This is a genomic window from Bradyrhizobium frederickii, assembly GCF_004570865.1.
Classification (GTDB): Bacteria; Pseudomonadota; Alphaproteobacteria; order Rhizobiales; family Xanthobacteraceae; genus Bradyrhizobium; species Bradyrhizobium frederickii.
On sequence record NZ_SPQS01000013.1, the window covers coordinates 131,555 to 147,697 of the forward strand.

General features: G+C 64.4%; 14 protein-coding genes. 3 read left to right on the plus strand and 11 right to left on the minus strand.

Features of this window, described 5'->3' with window-relative positions:
- Positions 1–78: 78 nt before the first annotated feature.
- From E4K64_RS23050 to E4K64_RS23100, 11 genes are all read right to left on the minus strand, one after another.
- Positions 79–363: a cupin domain-containing protein gene (locus tag E4K64_RS23050; RefSeq protein WP_126258802.1), complete on the minus strand. Its 285-nt coding sequence runs from the start codon at positions 361–363 to the stop codon at positions 79–81.
- Positions 364–421: 58 nt separating this feature from the next.
- Positions 422–1,519, minus strand: coding sequence for a calcium:cation antiporter (locus E4K64_RS23055; RefSeq protein WP_135165565.1), 1,098 nt, complete (start codon positions 1,517–1,519; stop codon positions 422–424).
- 49 nt (positions 1,520–1,568) lie between these two features.
- Positions 1,569–2,903 (minus strand): sodium:proton antiporter, encoded by a 1,335-nt coding sequence (locus E4K64_RS23060; protein ID WP_235884755.1) that lies wholly within the window; start codon positions 2,901–2,903, stop codon positions 1,569–1,571.
- A gap of 97 nt (positions 2,904–3,000) precedes the next feature.
- Complete coding sequence (locus E4K64_RS23065; RefSeq protein WP_135165632.1) at positions 3,001–3,798, minus strand: alpha/beta hydrolase; 798 nt, start codon at positions 3,796–3,798, stop codon at positions 3,001–3,003.
- Positions 3,799–4,015: 217 nt separating this feature from the next.
- On the minus strand, positions 4,016–5,413 hold the full coding sequence (locus tag E4K64_RS23070; protein WP_135165567.1) for an NAD(P)(+) transhydrogenase (Re/Si-specific) subunit beta: 1,398 nt from the start codon (positions 5,411–5,413) through the stop codon (positions 4,016–4,018).
- Positions 5,414–5,452: 39 nt separating this feature from the next.
- Positions 5,453–5,770 carry a proton-translocating transhydrogenase family protein gene (locus tag E4K64_RS23075; protein WP_027545555.1) on the minus strand — a complete coding sequence of 106 codons (318 nt, stop codon included), beginning with the start codon at positions 5,768–5,770 and terminating at the stop codon, positions 5,453–5,455.
- Between the two features lie 12 nt (positions 5,771–5,782).
- Positions 5,783–6,910 carry a Re/Si-specific NAD(P)(+) transhydrogenase subunit alpha gene (locus E4K64_RS23080; RefSeq protein WP_135165568.1) on the minus strand — a complete coding sequence of 376 codons (1,128 nt, stop codon included), beginning with the start codon at positions 6,908–6,910 and terminating at the stop codon, positions 5,783–5,785.
- Between the two features lie 137 nt (positions 6,911–7,047).
- Positions 7,048–7,200, minus strand: coding sequence for an aa3-type cytochrome c oxidase subunit IV (locus E4K64_RS23085; protein WP_008136857.1), 153 nt, complete (start codon positions 7,198–7,200; stop codon positions 7,048–7,050).
- 96 nt (positions 7,201–7,296) lie between these two features.
- Positions 7,297–7,683 carry a type II toxin-antitoxin system death-on-curing family toxin gene (locus tag E4K64_RS23090; protein WP_135165569.1) on the minus strand — a complete coding sequence of 129 codons (387 nt, stop codon included), beginning with the start codon at positions 7,681–7,683 and terminating at the stop codon, positions 7,297–7,299.
- Positions 7,680–7,946: an AbrB/MazE/SpoVT family DNA-binding domain-containing protein gene (locus E4K64_RS23095; protein ID WP_135165570.1), complete on the minus strand. Its 267-nt coding sequence runs from the start codon at positions 7,944–7,946 to the stop codon at positions 7,680–7,682. Before E4K64_RS23095 ends, E4K64_RS23090 begins: the two co-directional genes overlap by 4 nt.
- A 72-nt stretch (positions 7,947–8,018) precedes the next feature.
- Positions 8,019–9,986 carry a M3 family oligoendopeptidase gene (locus E4K64_RS23100; RefSeq protein ID WP_135165571.1) on the minus strand — a complete coding sequence of 656 codons (1,968 nt, stop codon included), beginning with the start codon at positions 9,984–9,986 and terminating at the stop codon, positions 8,019–8,021.
- A 127-nt stretch (positions 9,987–10,113) separates the two neighbouring features.
- Here E4K64_RS23100 and E4K64_RS23105 point away from each other — a divergent pair, with 127 nt between their 5' ends.
- The 3 genes from E4K64_RS23105 (at position 10,114) to mepK (ending at position 16,058) form a co-directional block, all read left to right on the plus strand.
- The gene (locus tag E4K64_RS23105; RefSeq protein WP_135165572.1) at positions 10,114–11,610 is read left to right on the plus strand and encodes a sigma-54-dependent transcriptional regulator; all 1,497 of its coding nucleotides are present in this window, start codon (positions 10,114–10,116) and stop codon (positions 11,608–11,610) included.
- 347 nt (positions 11,611–11,957) lie between these two features.
- Positions 11,958–14,165, plus strand: coding sequence for a L,D-transpeptidase family protein (locus E4K64_RS23110; protein ID WP_135165573.1), 2,208 nt, complete (start codon positions 11,958–11,960; stop codon positions 14,163–14,165).
- 267 nt (positions 14,166–14,432) lie between these two features.
- On the plus strand, positions 14,433–16,058 hold the full coding sequence (gene mepK, locus E4K64_RS23115) for a peptidoglycan L,D-endopeptidase MepK (protein WP_135165574.1): 1,626 nt from the start codon (positions 14,433–14,435) through the stop codon (positions 16,056–16,058).
- Positions 16,059–16,143: the final 85 nt, after the last annotated feature.

The window sequence follows — 16,143 nt, forward strand, 5'->3', positions numbered from 1 at the left end:
CGCGATCTGATGCGGGAACTTTGGGGCATTGTAAGGGATCAACTGCGACGGATCGATGGCAAGTTGTTAAGGCCGGACTTACGGCTTTAGCTCGATCTCAAGGAACACGATCTCGGTTGAGGTTTCGTTAAGTACGTCATGTTGGACGCCCGCCTTGCGGAAATAGGATTTCCCGGCCGCAAGCTGCGCCTTGGACCGCTCGCCATTGGGCGCCACGATGGTCATTTCGCCGGCGACCACGGGAACAATCACGTAATCCATGCCGTGGGTGTGATGCCCGGTGGCGCTGCCCGGACCGAGCCGCCATTCGGTCACCCGGACCTGTTCGTTATCGACCTGAACCTCGGATCTGGCGGCAAGCATCGGTAACTCTCCTGGGACGCGATCCGGCCGGCGAGGGCGGCGGACGCGCAAAATGGGTTCAGGGCACGAAAACCATGAATACGTAGACGGCAAATACCACCATATGGACCAGCCCGAACAGGACGTTTGTTCTGCCTGTGCCGAAGGTCAGCATGCTCAGGAAGAAGGTCAGGAGCAGGAGCACGCTGCCCTGGGCGCTGAGGCCGAGCTCGAGCTCCTTGTCGAGCGCGTAGGTGGCGATGCCGACGGCCGGAATCGTCAGCCCGATGGTGGCGAGCGACGAGCCCAGCGCGAGGTTGATGCTCTTTTGCAGATCGTTCCTGCGGGCCGCTGCTACGGCCGCGACGCCTTCCGGCATCAGGATCAGGAGCGCGACCAGAAGGCCGGCAAAGGCCGGAGGCGCGCCGATCCTGACCGCAACGGCATCGACTACCAGCGAGAACTTCTTGGCGAGCAGCACCACCGCCAGCAGTGCAATCAGCAGCAGCAGGACGCTGAGCACGAACTTTCTGCCCGACAGATGCACCGCGCCGCTGTCCCCGTCCGCCCGTTCATGGACGAAGTAATCCTTGTGCAGGACCGTCTGGGTGTAGAGAAACACCCCGTACAGCGCGAGCGTGACGACGTCGACGAAACCGAGCTGAGCTGCCGAATAGACCGGCCCCGGCGTACTGGTCGTGTAGTTGGGCATGATCAGCGTGATGGTCGCGAGCGCGAACAGGACGCTGAGATAGACGTTGGCGCCCGACAGCTGAAAACCCTGTTCGCGATAGCGCAGGCCGCCGATGAAGATGCAGAGCCCGACGAGGCCATTGCAGACGATCATGACCACGGCGAACACGGTGTCGCGCGCCAGCGCCGGCGCGGGCTTGTCACCGAGCATGATCGTGGTGATCAGCGCCACCTCGATGATGGTCACCGAGAGCGTCAGCACCAGCGTGCCATAGGGCTCGCCGACCCTTTCGGCGATCACTTCGGCATGATGAACCGCGGCGAACACAGTGCCGAACAGGATGACGAGCAGCACGGTCGCGAAGACGAGCCCGCTCAGCGAGAGCGTGAACGCGTAGCCCGTTGCGCTGACGGCTGCGAACAACAGCACGGCCAGCGCCGGAAAGATCCAGGCCGACCGGGGCATCGGATTATGCGCGCTCATCCATCGGCTCCAATCATCCGGCCGAGCAGTAGCAAATCGGCCGGCAGATTCAATGCCAGTGCGGCATCGGTGCGATGGGCAGGAACGTCAGCAGCAGGAACAGCGGGATCAGCACGGCACTGGCGCGCAAGAGATAGCCAAAGAAGCTCGGCATCTCGATGCCGTTCTCGCTGGCGATGCTGCTTACCATGAAGTTCGGCGCATTGCCGATATAGGTGAGCGCCCCCATGTAGACCGCCCCCATCGAGATGGAAGCAAGCGTGCCCGACATCTCATGCATCAACACGTGCGGGTCGCCGCCGGCGAGCTCGAAGAACAACAAATAGGTCGGTGCATTGTCGAGGAATGCCGACATCAAGCCCGTGAACCAGAAATAGGCGACCTCGCGCGGCGCTCCGTCCGGCCCCGTTACGGCCGACAACAGCCAGGCGAAGGCGCCGTGGTGACCGGCATTGAGCATGGCGATCACGGGGATGATGGCGACGAAGATGCCCGCGAACAGCTTTGCGACCTCGCGGATCGGCTCCCAGGTGAAGCCGTTGGCCAGCCTGTGCTCGTCCGGCGTCAGCCACACCGACAGCGCCGCAATGGCGAGCAGCGCCGAATTGCGCGCGATATCCTCCAGCTCGAGCTTCGTTCCGAGAACGTCGAAGGCAATGCCGGACTTCCACATCGCCGACATCAGCAGGCTCGCGACGATGGCAGCTATCAGCACGAGATTGACGAGGCCGCGGATGCGGACCGGCTTGGCGGAACCGGCCTCCTCGCGCAAGGGCTCGCTGCGGAAGCGCCAGACGTCGACGGCGACGAAAATCGCGAGCAGCAATCCGGCCACGAGCGCGGTCTGCAGCCAGATGGTCCGTGTGGTCCAGAAGAAGTCGACACCATGCAGGAAGCCAACGAACAGCGGAGGATCGCCGAGCGGGCTCAACGCGCCGCCGACATTGGCAACCAGGATGATGAAGAACACGATGACATGAGCGTTATGCCGCCGCGGCCGGTTGGCTCGGATCAGCGGACGGATCAGGATCATCGCGGCACCCGTGGTGCCGACAATGCTCGCCCCCAGCGTGCCGAGCGCGAGGATGCCGACATTGATCGCCGGCGTGGCCTTGATGTCGCCGGTGATGAGAATGCCCCCAGCCACGACGTAGAGCGAGAACAACAGCACGATGAAGCCGAGATATTCGGCGAGCATGGCGTGGACGAGCGCCGCCAGTGTTGCCGTGCCGCCGGCGAAAATCACGAGCGAGACGAGCGCGGCCAGCGACCAGGCGGCGGCGACCTTGCCGTAATGATGGTGCCAGATCTTCGGAAACAACAAGGGCCCCAGCGCGATCGACAGCAGCAGACCGGCAAAGGGCAGCGCATAGGGCCAGCGCATCGCCGCACCGTCGAGCCCGGTTGCGGCCCAGGCCTGCTGCGGCAACAAGGCGAGCATGGCGACGAGGGATACGCCCCTGAGCCGCGTGACGGATCGTCTAATATCCAATGAAGCGCCTTGCCGTTTCGACCGCACCGAAACTGTCGAGATTGTCATGTCCGCCGCCCGCAAAGCGCACGAACTGCTTCGGTTCATGCGCGAGCGCGAACAGACGCTCCCCGAACAGGATCGAAATGGCAAGGTCATTGGTGCCATGCATCACCAACAGCGGCACCGTGACGCGCGCGATCCGTTCGTCGGAGCGAAACTGGTCGCGCATGAGAAGGCGCACTGGCACGTACCGGAATGCCAATGCTGCAATGTCGGCGGTCGAAGTGTACGGCGCCTCCAGGATCAATCTGCCGATGGCGTGTTCGGAGGCGAGCGCGACCGCCACGCCCGTCCCGAGCGAAAAGCCCCAGGCGACGATTCGTTCCGCCCCATAGCGCGCGCTGGTGAAAGCGTAGGCTTTGGCCGCGTCGCGCAGCAGGCCCTGCTCGCTCGGCGCGCCGCTCGAGCCGGCATAGCCGCGATAGGACAGCGCGACGAGGCCGGTGCCGTCAGCAATCATGGCCTTGAAGCGGCTGACACGACCCGCAAGAAAATCGCCATTGCCCGGGAAATACAGGATCACGGGACGGCCGGACTTCGCCGGCACGTGCCAGACAATGACCTTCTCGCCATCCGAGGTGGTCAGGACATGCTCTTCTGCCTCGGGCAAACCTGCGGCATCGGGTGCAGTGCGACCGACGGGCGGGATCGGAAACAGCATCTCGCGCTGCCGGACATACAGCACGACGAGCCCGACGAAATAGACGGTCACGAGCAGGATGACAGTCCACTTGGCGATGGTGATCATGGCGCGGCCGGCCCCGGTTTGAACTCAGGGCTTGCGACGGCTCCGCAGCAATTTCATGACGTCAGGCCGAAGGCTTGCCGGTAAGTCGCGACAGCCGCACGCCACCTTGTGGGCGGCGTGCCATTTGACGCGCTGCTCGCGCGTCGCCTTGGGCGGCATGCGATGGGACCGGTGCCATCCTTGTCGATGGCCACGGTCCGCTTCCTTCGCGCGCCTACATCGCCTTGACGATGTTCTCGGTGACCTTCTTGGCGTCGCCGAGCAGCATCATGGTGTTGTCGCGATAGAACAGCGGATTGTCGATGCCGGCATAACCCGAGGCCAGCGAGCGCTTGATGAACATCACGGTGCCGGCCTTCCAGACCTGCAGCACCGGCATGCCGTAGATCGGCGAGGTCTTGTCCTCTTCGGCCGCCGGGTTGGTGACGTCGTTGGCGCCGATCACGAAGGCGATGTCGGCCTGCGCGAATTCGGAGTTGATGTCCTCGAGCTCGAACACCTCGTCATAGGGCACGTTGGCTTCGGCGAGCAGCACGTTCATGTGGCCGGGCATACGGCCTGCCACCGGGTGAATGGCGTATTTCACCTCGACGCCTTCCTTCTTCAGGATGTCGCCCATTTCGCGCAGCGCGTGCTGAGCCTGCGCCACTGCCATGCCGTAGCCGGGCACGATGATGACCTTCTGCGCGTTCTTCATGATGAAGGCCGCATCGTCCGCCGAGCCGAGCTTGGCGGGCTTCTGCTCGCCCGTACCGCCGCCGGCCGCGGCGGTCTCACCGCCGAAGCCGCCGAGGATGACCGAGATGAAGGACCGGTTCATCGCGTGGCACATGATGTAGGACAGGATCGCGCCGCTTGATCCGACCAGCGCGCCGGTGATGATCAGCGCCGAATTGCCGAGCGTGAAGCCGATGCCGGCCGCGGCCCAGCCGGAGTAGGAGTTCAGCATCGAGATCACGACCGGCATGTCGGCGCCGCCGATCGGGATGATCATGAGCACGCCGAGCGCCAGCGCCAGGATGACGATCATCCAGAAGTCGAACGCGCTGCCGGAGATCACCAGCCCGACGATGAAGAACACCAGCGCGGCGGCGATCGCGATGTTGATGATGTGGCGGAACGGCAGGATGATCGGCGCGCCGCTCATCCGCGCGGACAGCTTCAGGAACGCGATCACCGAGCCCGTGAATGTCAGCGCGCCGATGGCGACGCCGAGCGACATTTCGACAAGGCTCTGCGCATGGATGTGGCCGGGCGTGCCGATGTCGAAGGCCTCGGGCGCGTAGAACGCGCCGGCCGCGACCAGCACGGCGGCCATGCCGACCAGCGAGTGGAAGGCGGCGACCAGTTCCGGCATCGAGGTCATCGGCACGCGGCGCGCGATGACAGCGCCGATGGTGCCGCCGATGGCAATGCCGACGATGACGAGCACCCAGGCCAGGCCGTCGGCCGGCGGATGGTTGGCAAGCGTGGTCGCGACCGCGATCGCCATGCCGATCATGCCGAACAAGTTGCCCTGGCGCGACGAGGCCGGGCTCGACAATCCGCGCAGCGACAGGATGAACAGCACCCCCGCCACGAGATACAACAATGCAGAGAGATTGGCGTTCATCTCAGGTCCCCATCTGTCCCGTCAGCCCGAGGTGGCCGCTTACTTCGACTTCTTCTTGTACATCGCCAGCATGCGCTGGGTGACAAGGAAGCCGCCAAAAATGTTCACGCAGGCGAAGATCAACGCGACGAAGCCGAAGGCGCGCGCCCAGCCCGAGCCACTCGAGACGTTGGCAACGCCGCCCGCGAGCAGCGCGCCGACCACGATCACCGAGGAGATCGCGTTGGTCACGCTCATCAGCGGGGTGTGCAGCGCCGGCGTCACCGACCACACCACGAAATAACCGACGAAGACGGCGAGGACGAAGATCGACAGCCGGAAGACGAAGGGGTCGACGACCTGTGCAACATGCTCCATGGCGATCTCTCCTTATGCCTTCGGCTGGAAGTTCGGGTGGATGACGGCGCCGTCTTTCGTCAGCGCGGTCGCCTTGACCAGCTCGTCGTCCCAGTTGACGGCGAGCTTCTTCTCTTTCTTGTCGACCATGGTCTCGATGAAGGAGAACAGGTTGCGGGCGTAGAGGCTGGAGGCCGAGGCCGCGACGCGGCCGGCGACATTGGTGTAGCCGACGATCTTGATGCCATCGAGATCGACGACCTCGCCCGGCTTCGCGCCTTCGACATTGCCGCCGCGCTCGACGGCGAGATCGACCAGCACCGAGCCCGGCTTCATCGACCTGACCATCTCGGCACTGACCAGCTTCGGCGCCGGCCGGCCCGGGATCAGCGCGGTGGTGATCACGATGTCCTGCTTCTTGATGTGCTCGGCGGTGAGCGCGGCCTGCTTGGCCTGATATTCCTTGGACATTTCCTTGGCGTAGCCGCCGGCGGTCTGCGCGTTCTTGAACTCTTCGTCCTCGACGGCGAGGAATTTTGCGCCGAGCGATTCGACCTGTTCTTTCGTGGCGGGACGCACGTCGGTCGCGGTGACGACGGCCCCTAAGCGGCGCGCGGTCGCGATGGCCTGAAGGCCGGCGACGCCGACGCCCATCACGAACACCTTGGCCGCGGGCACGGTGCCGGCCGCCGTCATCATCATCGGAAAGGCGCGGCCGAAGGCTTCGGCGCCCTCGATCACGGCGCGATAACCGGCAAGGTTCGCCTGCGAGGACAATACGTCCATCACCTGCGCGCGGGTGATGCGCGGCATCAGCTCCATCGCGAAGGCGGAGACGCCGGCATCGGCGATCGTCTTCAGCGCGGCCTCGTTGCCGTAGGGATCCATGATGGCGATGACGAGCGCGCCGCGCTTGTACTGCGACAGCTCCGAGGCTTCGGGGCGCTTCACCTTGATGATGATGTCGGCATCTTTCAGCGCGTCGGTGCTGACGGTGGCACCTGCGGCAGTGAATTCGGAATCCGGCAGGCCCGACTTGATGCCGGCGCCCGGCTCGACGGCGATCTCGGCGCCTAACGCCTTGAACTTCTTCACCGTATCAGGCGAAGCGGCGACACGCGGCTCCGACGGATCGATTTCCTTGGCAACGGCAATCTTCATGAGGCCTCCGGCGACGCGGGAAAAAGCGCGCACGCGAACTTAGCGTTACTCCCGCAACGTTGGATACCGGTTTTGGGACCGGCTTGAATGCAAATTTTATGGGCACCGACGACGCTGGCGGCGCGGCAGGCGATGGATCAGGTGAGGAAGATCGCCATCAGGATCACGATGAGCGCGACCGAGGCCGTGCCATACTTCACCAGTTTGATGAAGCCCTCATAGGTCTGCTCGTGGGCAACATAGTCGTTGCCGTCGGCGGTGGTGTAGGCCACTTCGCTATGGTCAGCCATGGATGTCCCCAGTCGAAAGTCGAATTCCTGGGTGGCAATACCGCAAACTCTCGGGCAGGGCAACGGCAGGGGGGCGCGGTTTTCCCGCAAATCGGCTCATTTGGAATCCCAATTGTCGCGGATCCAGCGCGCGAGGCTCTCCTCGCTGACCTCATCGGAAGCGAGCGACAGGATCATGGCTGCCGCTTCTGCCTCGGGCACAACGAAGTCGATGCCGTTCACGCCGAGAAACGTGTACAGCGCCAGCAGAGACGTGCGTTTATTGCCGTCGACGAACGGATGATTGCGCGCGATGCCGAAAGCGTATGCCGCCGCCAGTTCAGGAAGATCCGCGCTCTCGTAAGACCATTTGTTTCTGGGCCGATCGAGCGCGGATTCGAGCATGCCTTCGTCTCGAAGGCCGCTTGCACCGCCATGGATCACCAGCTGTTCGTCATGGATCGCAATGATGATCCGACGCGTCAGCCAGAACGGCTCGCTCATTTGGCAAGCTCGGCGAGTGCGTTGTGATAACGCTTCATGCCTCGCCGCGCGACTTCCATTGCTTTTTCGAAGTCGGGATCATGCGGCGTCAGCAAGACACCACCGCCCGATTGCTCGACCGGAAACAGCTTGTCGCCCTCTTTGAGATTCAGGCGAGCCGCGAGCTCTTTCGGCAGGATCACGCCAATCGAATTGCCTATCTTTCTCACCTGAAGCACGGTGGACTCGTTCTTCAGGTCCTTCGGGTCCGTGTTCTCGTTCATGGTCGCACCTCGTTATACACTTGTATAACTCCCCACGGCCGACCGTTCAACAAATGTTTTACGTCGCGTGCGTCAGCCCATCGCCTCCAGTTCGTCGATCATCCCGGCGATGACGCTGAGCCCGCCGTCCCAGAATTTGGGATCCTTGGCATCGAGCCCGAACGGTCGCAGCAGCTCGGAATAATGCTTGGTGCCGCCGGCGGCGAGCATGTCGAGATAGCGCTCGGCAAAGCCCTCGGCCGCGTTCTCGTAGACGGCATAGAGCGAGTTCACGAGGCAATCGCCGAAGGCGTAGGCGTACACGTAGAACGGCGAGTGGATGAAGTGCGGGATGTACATCCAGTAGTTCTCGTAACCCGCCTTGATCTCGATCGCCGGCCCGAGGCTCTCGCCCTGCACCGACAGCCAGATCTCGCCGAGCCGCGTCGCCGTGAGCTCGCCGTTCTTGCGCTCGGTGTGGACCGCGCGCTCGAAGGAATAGAACGCGATCTGCCGCACCACCGTGTTGATCATGTCCTCGACCTTGCCGGCCAGCAGCGCCTGGCGCAGCTTGGCGCTCTTGGTCTGCGCCAGCAGCCGCCGGAAGGTCAGCATCTCGCCGAACACGCTTGCCGTCTCCGCCAGCGTCAGCGGCGTCGGCGCCATCAGCGCGCCGTTCTTCGCCGCCAGCACCTGATGCACACCATGGCCGAGCTCGTGAGCAAGCGTCATCACGTCGCGCGGCTTGCCCTGGTAGTTCATGAGCACGTAGGGGTGCGCGGACGGCGTGGTCGGATGCGAGAACGCACCCGGCGCCTTGCCCGGCCGCACCGGCGCGTCGATCCAGCGATCAGTGAAGAAGCGCTCGGCGATATCGGCCATCTTAGGCGAGAAGCCGCGATAGGCCGTCAGCACCATGTTTCGCGCCTCCGGCCAGGCGATGACGTCGGTCGCGGCAAACGGCAGCGGCGCGTTGCGGTCCCAATAGGCCAGCCGCTTCTTGCCGAACCACTTCGCCTTCAGCGCATAATAGCGATGCGACAGCTTTGGATAGGCCGCGCGCACCGAGGCCACCAGCGCGTCCACCACCTCGCGCTCGACCCGGTTGTTGAGGTGCCGGGAATCCGCGACATCCTGAAATCCGCGCCAGCGGTCGGAGATGTCCTTGTCCTTGGCGAGCGTGTTGGTGATCAGCGCAAAGGTGCGCTCATTGGCCTTGAACGTTTTCGCCAGCGCTTCCGCCGCGCTCTTGCGCTTTGAGCCATCGCGGTCCTGCAGCAGGTTCAGCGTCGGCTCAATCGCGAGCTCCTTGGACCCGACCTTGAAACGCAGGCCGGAGATGGTCTGGTCGAACAGCCGGTTGAAGGCGGAATAGCCGGTCTGCGCCTTCTCCAGGAAGAGCTGCTCCAGCTTGTCGTCGAGCTGATACGGCTTCTCCTTGCGCAGATCCTCGATCCACGGACGGTAATGCGCGAGCTCGGGAGCCTGCATGGCGCGGTTCAAAATATCGTCATCGATGCGATTGAGCTCGAGCGCAAAGAACAGAAGATGCGTCGATGCCGCCGTCAGCCGCTCGGAGACATCGCCGTAAAACTTTGAAATCGCAGGGTCCATGCTGTCGCCGGCATGGACGAGCCCGGCATAGGAGCCGAGGCGGCCGGCGAGATCATCGATCGCCTCATAGCGTCGCACAGCCTCCGCGAGCCATTTTCCGCCATCTTCGTTTGCTGTCCCTGTCGCCAGCTTGCCCTTGTGGTCCGTCTCGAACGCGACGCAGTCGGCAGCCATCTTTTCGAGATCGCGCGTCACTTCCGGCGCATCGATCCCGGAATAGAGATCGGCCAGGTTCCACTCCGGAAGCCTGCCGGTCTTGCTCGCGGGCTTTGCGAGTGAGGTCTTGGAGGGCTTTGTCTTGGCGGCGGATTTGTCGGCAACGGGTTTCTTGGCGGCCGATTTCTTGACGGCGGATGTCTTGGTGGCAGGCTTGCGGAGAGCGGGCGTCTTGAGATCAGACTTCTTGAGAGCAGACTTCCTGAGAGCAGACTTGGAGCGCGAATTCATCGTGTGGGAAACCTGTGTTCAACAATCGAAGCGGCGGGCGGGGGCATCAAGGTTTAAGAGTGCGTTAATCGGCTTCGGCCAGAGTGCCCCGATTCGAGACAGATAGTAGTAGCGTGCGGGGAACACCATGGCTGCCAGTATTTTGATCGCCGACGACGACGCCGTAGCTCGCCGGCTGGTCGAGAACATGGTGCAGAAATGCGGCTATGAGACGGTCGTCGTGGACTCCGGCGATGCCGCGATCGCCGCCCTCACCGCTCCCGATGCTCGGGCCATCGACGGTGTCATCCTCGATCTCGTGATGCCCGGCCTCGACGGCATGGGCGTGCTGGCGAAAATGCGTGAAGCGGGCCTCAACGTCCCCGTCATCGTGCAGACCGCGCATGGCGGCATCGACAACGTGATCTCGGCGATGCGCGCAGGTGCGGCCGATTTCGTGGTCAAGCCGGTCGGCCTGGAGCGGCTTCAGGTTTCACTACGCAACGCTCTCAACGTCTCCGCGCTCAAGGGCGAATTGCAGCGCATCCGGCACAGCCGCGAGGGCCGGCTGACCTTCTCCGATATCATCACCCGCGCCGAGGCGATGGCGCCGGTCATGCGCGCCGCGCAGAAGGCGGCGAACTCCTCGATCCCCGTTCTGATCGAAGGTGAGTCCGGCGTCGGCAAGGAGATGTTCGCGCGCGCCATCCATGGCAGCGGCGAGCGCAAGGCCAAGCCGTTCGTCGCCGTCAATTGCGGCGCCATTCCCGACAACCTCGTCGAATCCATTCTGTTCGGCCACGAGAAGGGTGCTTTTACCGGCGCCACCGAGCGGCACATGGGCAAGTTCGTCGAGGCCCATGGCGGTACGCTGTTTCTGGACGAGGTCAGCGAGCTGCCGCTGGCCGCTCAGGTCAAGCTCTTGCGCGCGCTCCAGGAGGGTGCCGTCGAGGCGGTCGGTGGCCGCAAGCCGGTCAAGGTCGACGTCCGCATCGTCTCGGCAACCAATCGCAAGCTGCTGGAGCGGGTGAAGCAGGGACACTTCCGGGAAGACCTGTTCTATCGTCTGCACGTGCTGCCGCTGACGATCCCCTCGCTCCGGGCCCGGCGCGAGGACATCCCGCACCTGCTCCGGCATTTCCTGGTGCGCTTTGCCGCCGAGGAGAACCGCCAGATCGCCGGCATCAGCGGCGAGGCGATGGCGCATCTCGCCCAGCTCGACTGGCCCGGCAACATCCGCCAGCTCGAGAACGCGGTCTACCGTGCCGTGGTGATGAGCGACGGCGACCAGCTCGGCCTCAGTGATTTCCCCCTGCTCGCTTCGCAGCCGCATCCCATCACGGAGATTCCGACCGCCCCGCTGATGCTCGAGCCGGCGGCCACTCCTTCGGTCGTGTCAGGTAATGAAATACCAATCGCGCCGCTTCCAGCTGCCGGAACTCTCGCCATGCTGACCCCGACCGGCGAGGTTCGCCCGCTCGAGGACATGGAGAACGAGATCATCCGCTTCGCGATTTCGCATTATCGCGGCCAGATGTCCGAAGTGGCCCGCCGCCTCAAGATCGGCCGGTCCACCCTCTACCGCAAGCTCGACGAGGCGGGGGTGCCCGGCCATGGCGGGAAAAGCGGCGAGGAGACGCACTGAGCCTGATGCGAACACAGCTTCGCGGGGCGATGCGAGACCGGCTGTAAACCGTTCGCCCGACGACAGAATTCGACTGCGTCTTGAACCGTGACTTGGAAGTGACAGACACAGGGAAAAGCGCGTGACGCAAGCGCACAATCCGTTGCCAAGAGGCTGCCTTGAAGTCAGTTTGGCGTGAATTGTCCCGGGTAGCGCTGGCTGCAAAACCGGGGCCTGTATATCGTCTGCGTGGGAATCGTTGCGTGCAGGCGTGCAACTTTCGAGAGGCCGGCGCGATTTAGCCGAAGCTCAATAGGCGATAACGAAGCTGTTCCATGAGGGACAGTTCACCCGAGGGGTGCGACACAATGCGGAACTGTTTGAACCACCGTGCGGGCTTTGACCGTGTCTTGATGACGGTCGCGGCCACCTTCCTCACGGTGTCGGCCAGCTCGGCCCTGGCGCAGGATCAGTCGCGCAGCAGCGCGGCAGAGCTTGCGATCGAAGCCGCGATCCCGCGTCCCGAGCCGGCCAACGTCCCGCCCCCGACCGCAGCCGACATCAGGCTCGACACCACCGCCACGGTCCAGGATTCCGCCAAGGAGCCGACAAAGGAGCCCGTGAAGGCTGACGTCGCCCCCGCCCCTGACAAGGTCGAGACCAAGCCTTCCGACCTCGCCACCACGCCCGCCACCGCGGCGCCCAAGAGCGAGACCGCCAAAACTGAGCCTGCCAAGACCGAGCCTGCCAAGACCGAGCCTGCGAAGACCGAGCCCGCCAAGGCCGACACCGCGGCATCGCCGGCGGCACCCGCTGCGGCTCCGGCCGCCGAGCCGGTGAAGGCCGCGAGCAACGTTCCCGCCGCCGACCAGCCGGTCGCCGACAAGCTCAAGGACCTCATCGGCGCCAAGACGTCGCGCCATTTCGACCGCAAGAACGAGCGCGCGGCGATCGAGAAGTTTTATGGAGCCCGGGACTTCGCGCCGGTTTGGACGCAAGGCGGCAGCCTGACCGCCGCGGCCAAGGGCGTCATCGCCCGGCTGAAGGACGCCGCCTCCGACGGCCTCAGCCCCGCCGATTATCCGGTGCCGGATTTCGCCGGCGCCACCACGCCCGATGCGCTGGCCGATGCCGAGCTCAAGCTCACCGCCAGCATGTTCGACTATGCACGCCACGCGCAGAGCGGTCGCATGCACTGGTCGCAGGTCAGCGGCGACATCCTCTATCCCGAGCATCCGGTCGACCCGAACGAGGTGCTCGCCAAGGTCACGACCGCAGCTGACGCTTCCACAGCGCTCGACAGCTACAACCCGCCGCACAAGCTCTACAAGGAGCTGAAGGCCAAGCTCGCGGAGCTCCGCGGTCTGGGCACCGGCCCGGTGATCGAGATCGCCGACGGTCCGGCGCTGAAGTACACGGCGGCGACCAAGAAGCAGGCCGAGATCGTCGTGGAAGATCCGCGCGTGCCGCAGCTTCGCGCCAAGCTCGGCCTCGCCGAGAACGCCAGCGACACCCGCTATGACGCCGCCGTCGCCGACGCCGTGCGCAAATTCCAGAGCGGCGCCGAGATGAAGCCGACCGGCATTCTCGACGACAAGACGGTCAAGGCGCTCAATACTCCCAAGCGCGACAGGCAGATCGACGTCGTGCTGGTCAACATGGAGCGCTGGCGCTGGCTGCCGCGCGATCTCGGCGCGCCCTCGCTGGGCGATGCCTATGTGATCCTCAACATCCCCGACTACACGTTGAAGGTGATGCAGCGCGGCCAGCAGGTCTGGACCACCCGCGTCGTCACCGGCAAGCCGGGTTCGCATGCGACCCCGCTGCTGACCGAGACGATGAAGTACATCACGGTCAACCCGACCTGGAACGTGCCGCCGTCGATCGTCTACAACGAGTATCTGCCGGCGCTTCAGCAGGACCCGACCGTGCTCCAGCGCATGGGCCTCAAGCTCGAGCAGAACCGCGACGGCTCGGTGCACATCTCGCAGCCGCCCGGTGAGGCCAACGCGCTCGGCCGCATCCGCTTCAACTTCCCGAACAAGTTCCTGGTCTATCAGCACGACACGCCGGACAAGAACCTGTTCGCCAGGGAAGATCGCGCCTTCAGCCATGGCTGCATGCGCGTGCAGAACCCGGATCAATACGCCTCGGTGCTGCTCAACATCGTCATGCCGAACGAGAAGTACACGCCCGAGCGCGTGCGCAGCATGTACGGCAAGAGCGAGATCGACCTGAAATTCCCGACGCCGATCCCGGTCAACATCACCTATCAGACCGCCTTCGTGGACGATGCCGGCAAGTTGCAATTCCGCAAGGACGTCTATGGCCGCGACGCGACCATGATCAACATCCTGAAGAACAACCGCGGCAAGGATCTCGAGGCCGTCGTTGCGCACTCGCAGCCGAGCTATTCGCGACCGGCGACCACCCTGCCCTCAGGCGTTGCGGTGGCCAACAATGGCGGCGGCTTCGGCTCCTCCGGTCCGAACTTCTTCGAGCGGCTGTTCGGGGCGCCCACCCCGCCGCCGGCTCCGGTCGGCCGCCGGCCGCCGCAGCGAGTGTTCACCCGCTGAGCCTGAAGCGGCCCGACTTCTAAATACCGCAACGAAATCAACGGCCCCTCCCATGGATGGGGCCGTTTAGCGTTAACCATTGTCGATCCGGGTCCGGGCAGCGGGCGTTTTTTTGCCACAGTCAACCGGTTAGGATTGTATTCTGACTTGGTTTGGGGGCGGGAAGGTCAACCTCGAATTAACCTTCTTGCTTTAAGAAAGCGTTCATCCTCTTCACGCTGCTAACGGGGTTGGCGGGAGAGTCCATTTTGAACGCTCGTCGACTGGGTGGGCTCATACGTGCTGACTGGTCTCGCACGCAAATTCGCTGTGCTATCGTTGTCCCATGCGGGAGTGAAGGCCGGTCCGCGGATCGGCCTCACTGCCGCATTGCTGCTTGCGGGCGCGGGCTCGGTTCATGACGCCGCCGCGCTGAACGAGACCAAGACGCTCTCCTTCCATCACACCCATTCCGGCGAAGATCTCACGGTCACCTTCAAGCGCGACGGCCGCTACGACGAAGCGGCACTGAAGCAGCTCAACCACTTCCTGCGCGACTGGCGCACCCAGGACGAGACGGTGATGGACCGTCGCCTGTTCGACATCCTCTGGGAAGTCTATCGCGACGTCGACGGCAAGCAGCCGATCCAGATCATCTCCTCCTACCGCTCCCCCGCCACCAACGCCATGCTCCGCCGCCGCTCCTCCGGCGTGGCGCGCTCCAGCCAGCACATGCTGGGACATGCGATGGACTTCTACATCCCGGGCGTGCCGCTGGAGCAGATCCGTTTCGCCGGCCTGCGCCTGCAGCGCGGCGGCGTCGGTTTCTATCCGACCTCCGGCTCGCCCTTCGTGCATCTGGACACCGGCAGCGTCCGGCACTGGCCGCGCATGACGCATGACCAGCTCGCCCGCGTCTTCCCGGACGGCAAGACGGTGCATCTGCCGACCGACGGCGTGCCGCTGAAGGGGTATGAGGTCGCCAAGGCCGAGATCGAGCGGCGCGGCAGCGGCGACGACGCCGGCAGCAAGCCGAATTTCTTCGCCGCGTTGTTCAGGAGCAAGCCGGCTCCCGCCGCGAGCAGCGACGAGGATGACGAGGGCGCGCCCGCAACGGCCGCGAAGCCGTCCGCGCCGACCGTGGTCGCAGCCGCCGCCAAGCCCGCCGAGCTGGTGCCGACGCCCCGCGCCAAGCCGCAGATCGCCGCAACCTTCCAGCTCGCTTCGGCCGATGCGCAGCTCGTTGCGCCGCCCAAGCCGAAGCCCGCGCCCATGGCTGACAAGCCGGCGACCGGCAAGTCTGTCGAGGGCAAGCCTGAGACTCCGGCCGACATCATCAATGCCCGCGGCTTCTGGGATGATGTCCCGGCCGCGCCGCAGCAGGCGACGCCGGCTCAGGTCGCAGCGTTGAAGGCGCGTCAGGCGCTCGCCGCCGCCACCGATCCGCAACCAACCGCGAGCCTGCCCAACGCAGCTCTTCAGGCGCTGGCTTACGCGCCGGCCGCCTCTCCGGTTGACCGCGCCAATGTCGTCGCCGCCTCCGCGCCGATCCCGCGTTCGGCCCGCCCCGCATCGCGCAGCCTCGCTCAGGCGACGGAGATCAACACGGTGGTCGGCAAGAGCACCGACGGCATGGTCGCGACCGCGACGCGCCTCTCCGCCGCCAAGGGCGAGAGCATCTGGCTCAAGATCGTGATGCTGTCGCCGAGCGCCAGCCGTGCGATGTCGGTCACGCTGATGGGCGAGCTGGATACGGCGGCGCTGCGTGCCTATTTCGTCAAGCCGCGAGCCGTGATCGCGATGGGTTTTGCCGACGATCCGATGCAGGGCCTGTCCTGCGAGACCTTCTCCGGCAGCGCCACCGCCAAGCTCCAGACGACGTCATTCGTCGTGCGCACCGCCGCGCTGCGCTGATCGAAGCGACTATTTCCAAAACTCGGTCGCGTAGCCCGGATTGAGCACAGCGCCATCCGGGAACAATCGTGCGTTTTGAGAAGTC

Bases quoted from the DNA above. Each gene is read 5' to 3' on its own strand.
- E4K64_RS23080 (WP_135165568.1), bottom strand. From the start codon at position 6,910: ATGAAGATTGCCGTTGCCAAGGAAATCGATCCGTCGGAGCCGCGTGTC.
- E4K64_RS23090 (WP_135165569.1), bottom strand. From the start codon at position 7,683: ATGAGCGAGCCGTTCTGGCTGACGCGTCGGATCATCATTGCGATCCAT.
- E4K64_RS23095 (WP_135165570.1), bottom strand. From the start codon at position 7,946: ATGAACGAGAACACGGACCCGAAGGACCTGAAGAACGAGTCCACCGTG.
- E4K64_RS23075 (WP_027545555.1), bottom strand. From the start codon at position 5,770: ATGGAGCATGTTGCACAGGTCGTCGACCCCTTCGTCTTCCGGCTGTCG.
- E4K64_RS23110 (WP_135165573.1), top strand. From the start codon at position 11,958: ATGCGGAACTGTTTGAACCACCGTGCGGGCTTTGACCGTGTCTTGATG.
- E4K64_RS23050 (WP_126258802.1), bottom strand. From the start codon at position 363: ATGCTTGCCGCCAGATCCGAGGTTCAGGTCGATAACGAACAGGTCCGG.
- E4K64_RS23055 (WP_135165565.1), bottom strand. From the start codon at position 1,519: ATGAGCGCGCATAATCCGATGCCCCGGTCGGCCTGGATCTTTCCGGCG.
- E4K64_RS23070 (WP_135165567.1), bottom strand. From the start codon at position 5,413: ATGAACGCCAATCTCTCTGCATTGTTGTATCTCGTGGCGGGGGTGCTG.
- E4K64_RS23100 (WP_135165571.1), bottom strand. From the start codon at position 9,986: ATGAATTCGCGCTCCAAGTCTGCTCTCAGGAAGTCTGCTCTCAAGAAG.
- E4K64_RS23085 (WP_008136857.1), bottom strand. From the start codon at position 7,200: ATGGCTGACCATAGCGAAGTGGCCTACACCACCGCCGACGGCAACGAC.
- E4K64_RS23060 (WP_235884755.1), bottom strand. From the start codon at position 2,903: ATGCGCTGGCCCTATGCGCTGCCCTTTGCCGGTCTGCTGCTGTCGATC.
- E4K64_RS23105 (WP_135165572.1), top strand. From the start codon at position 10,114: ATGGCTGCCAGTATTTTGATCGCCGACGACGACGCCGTAGCTCGCCGG.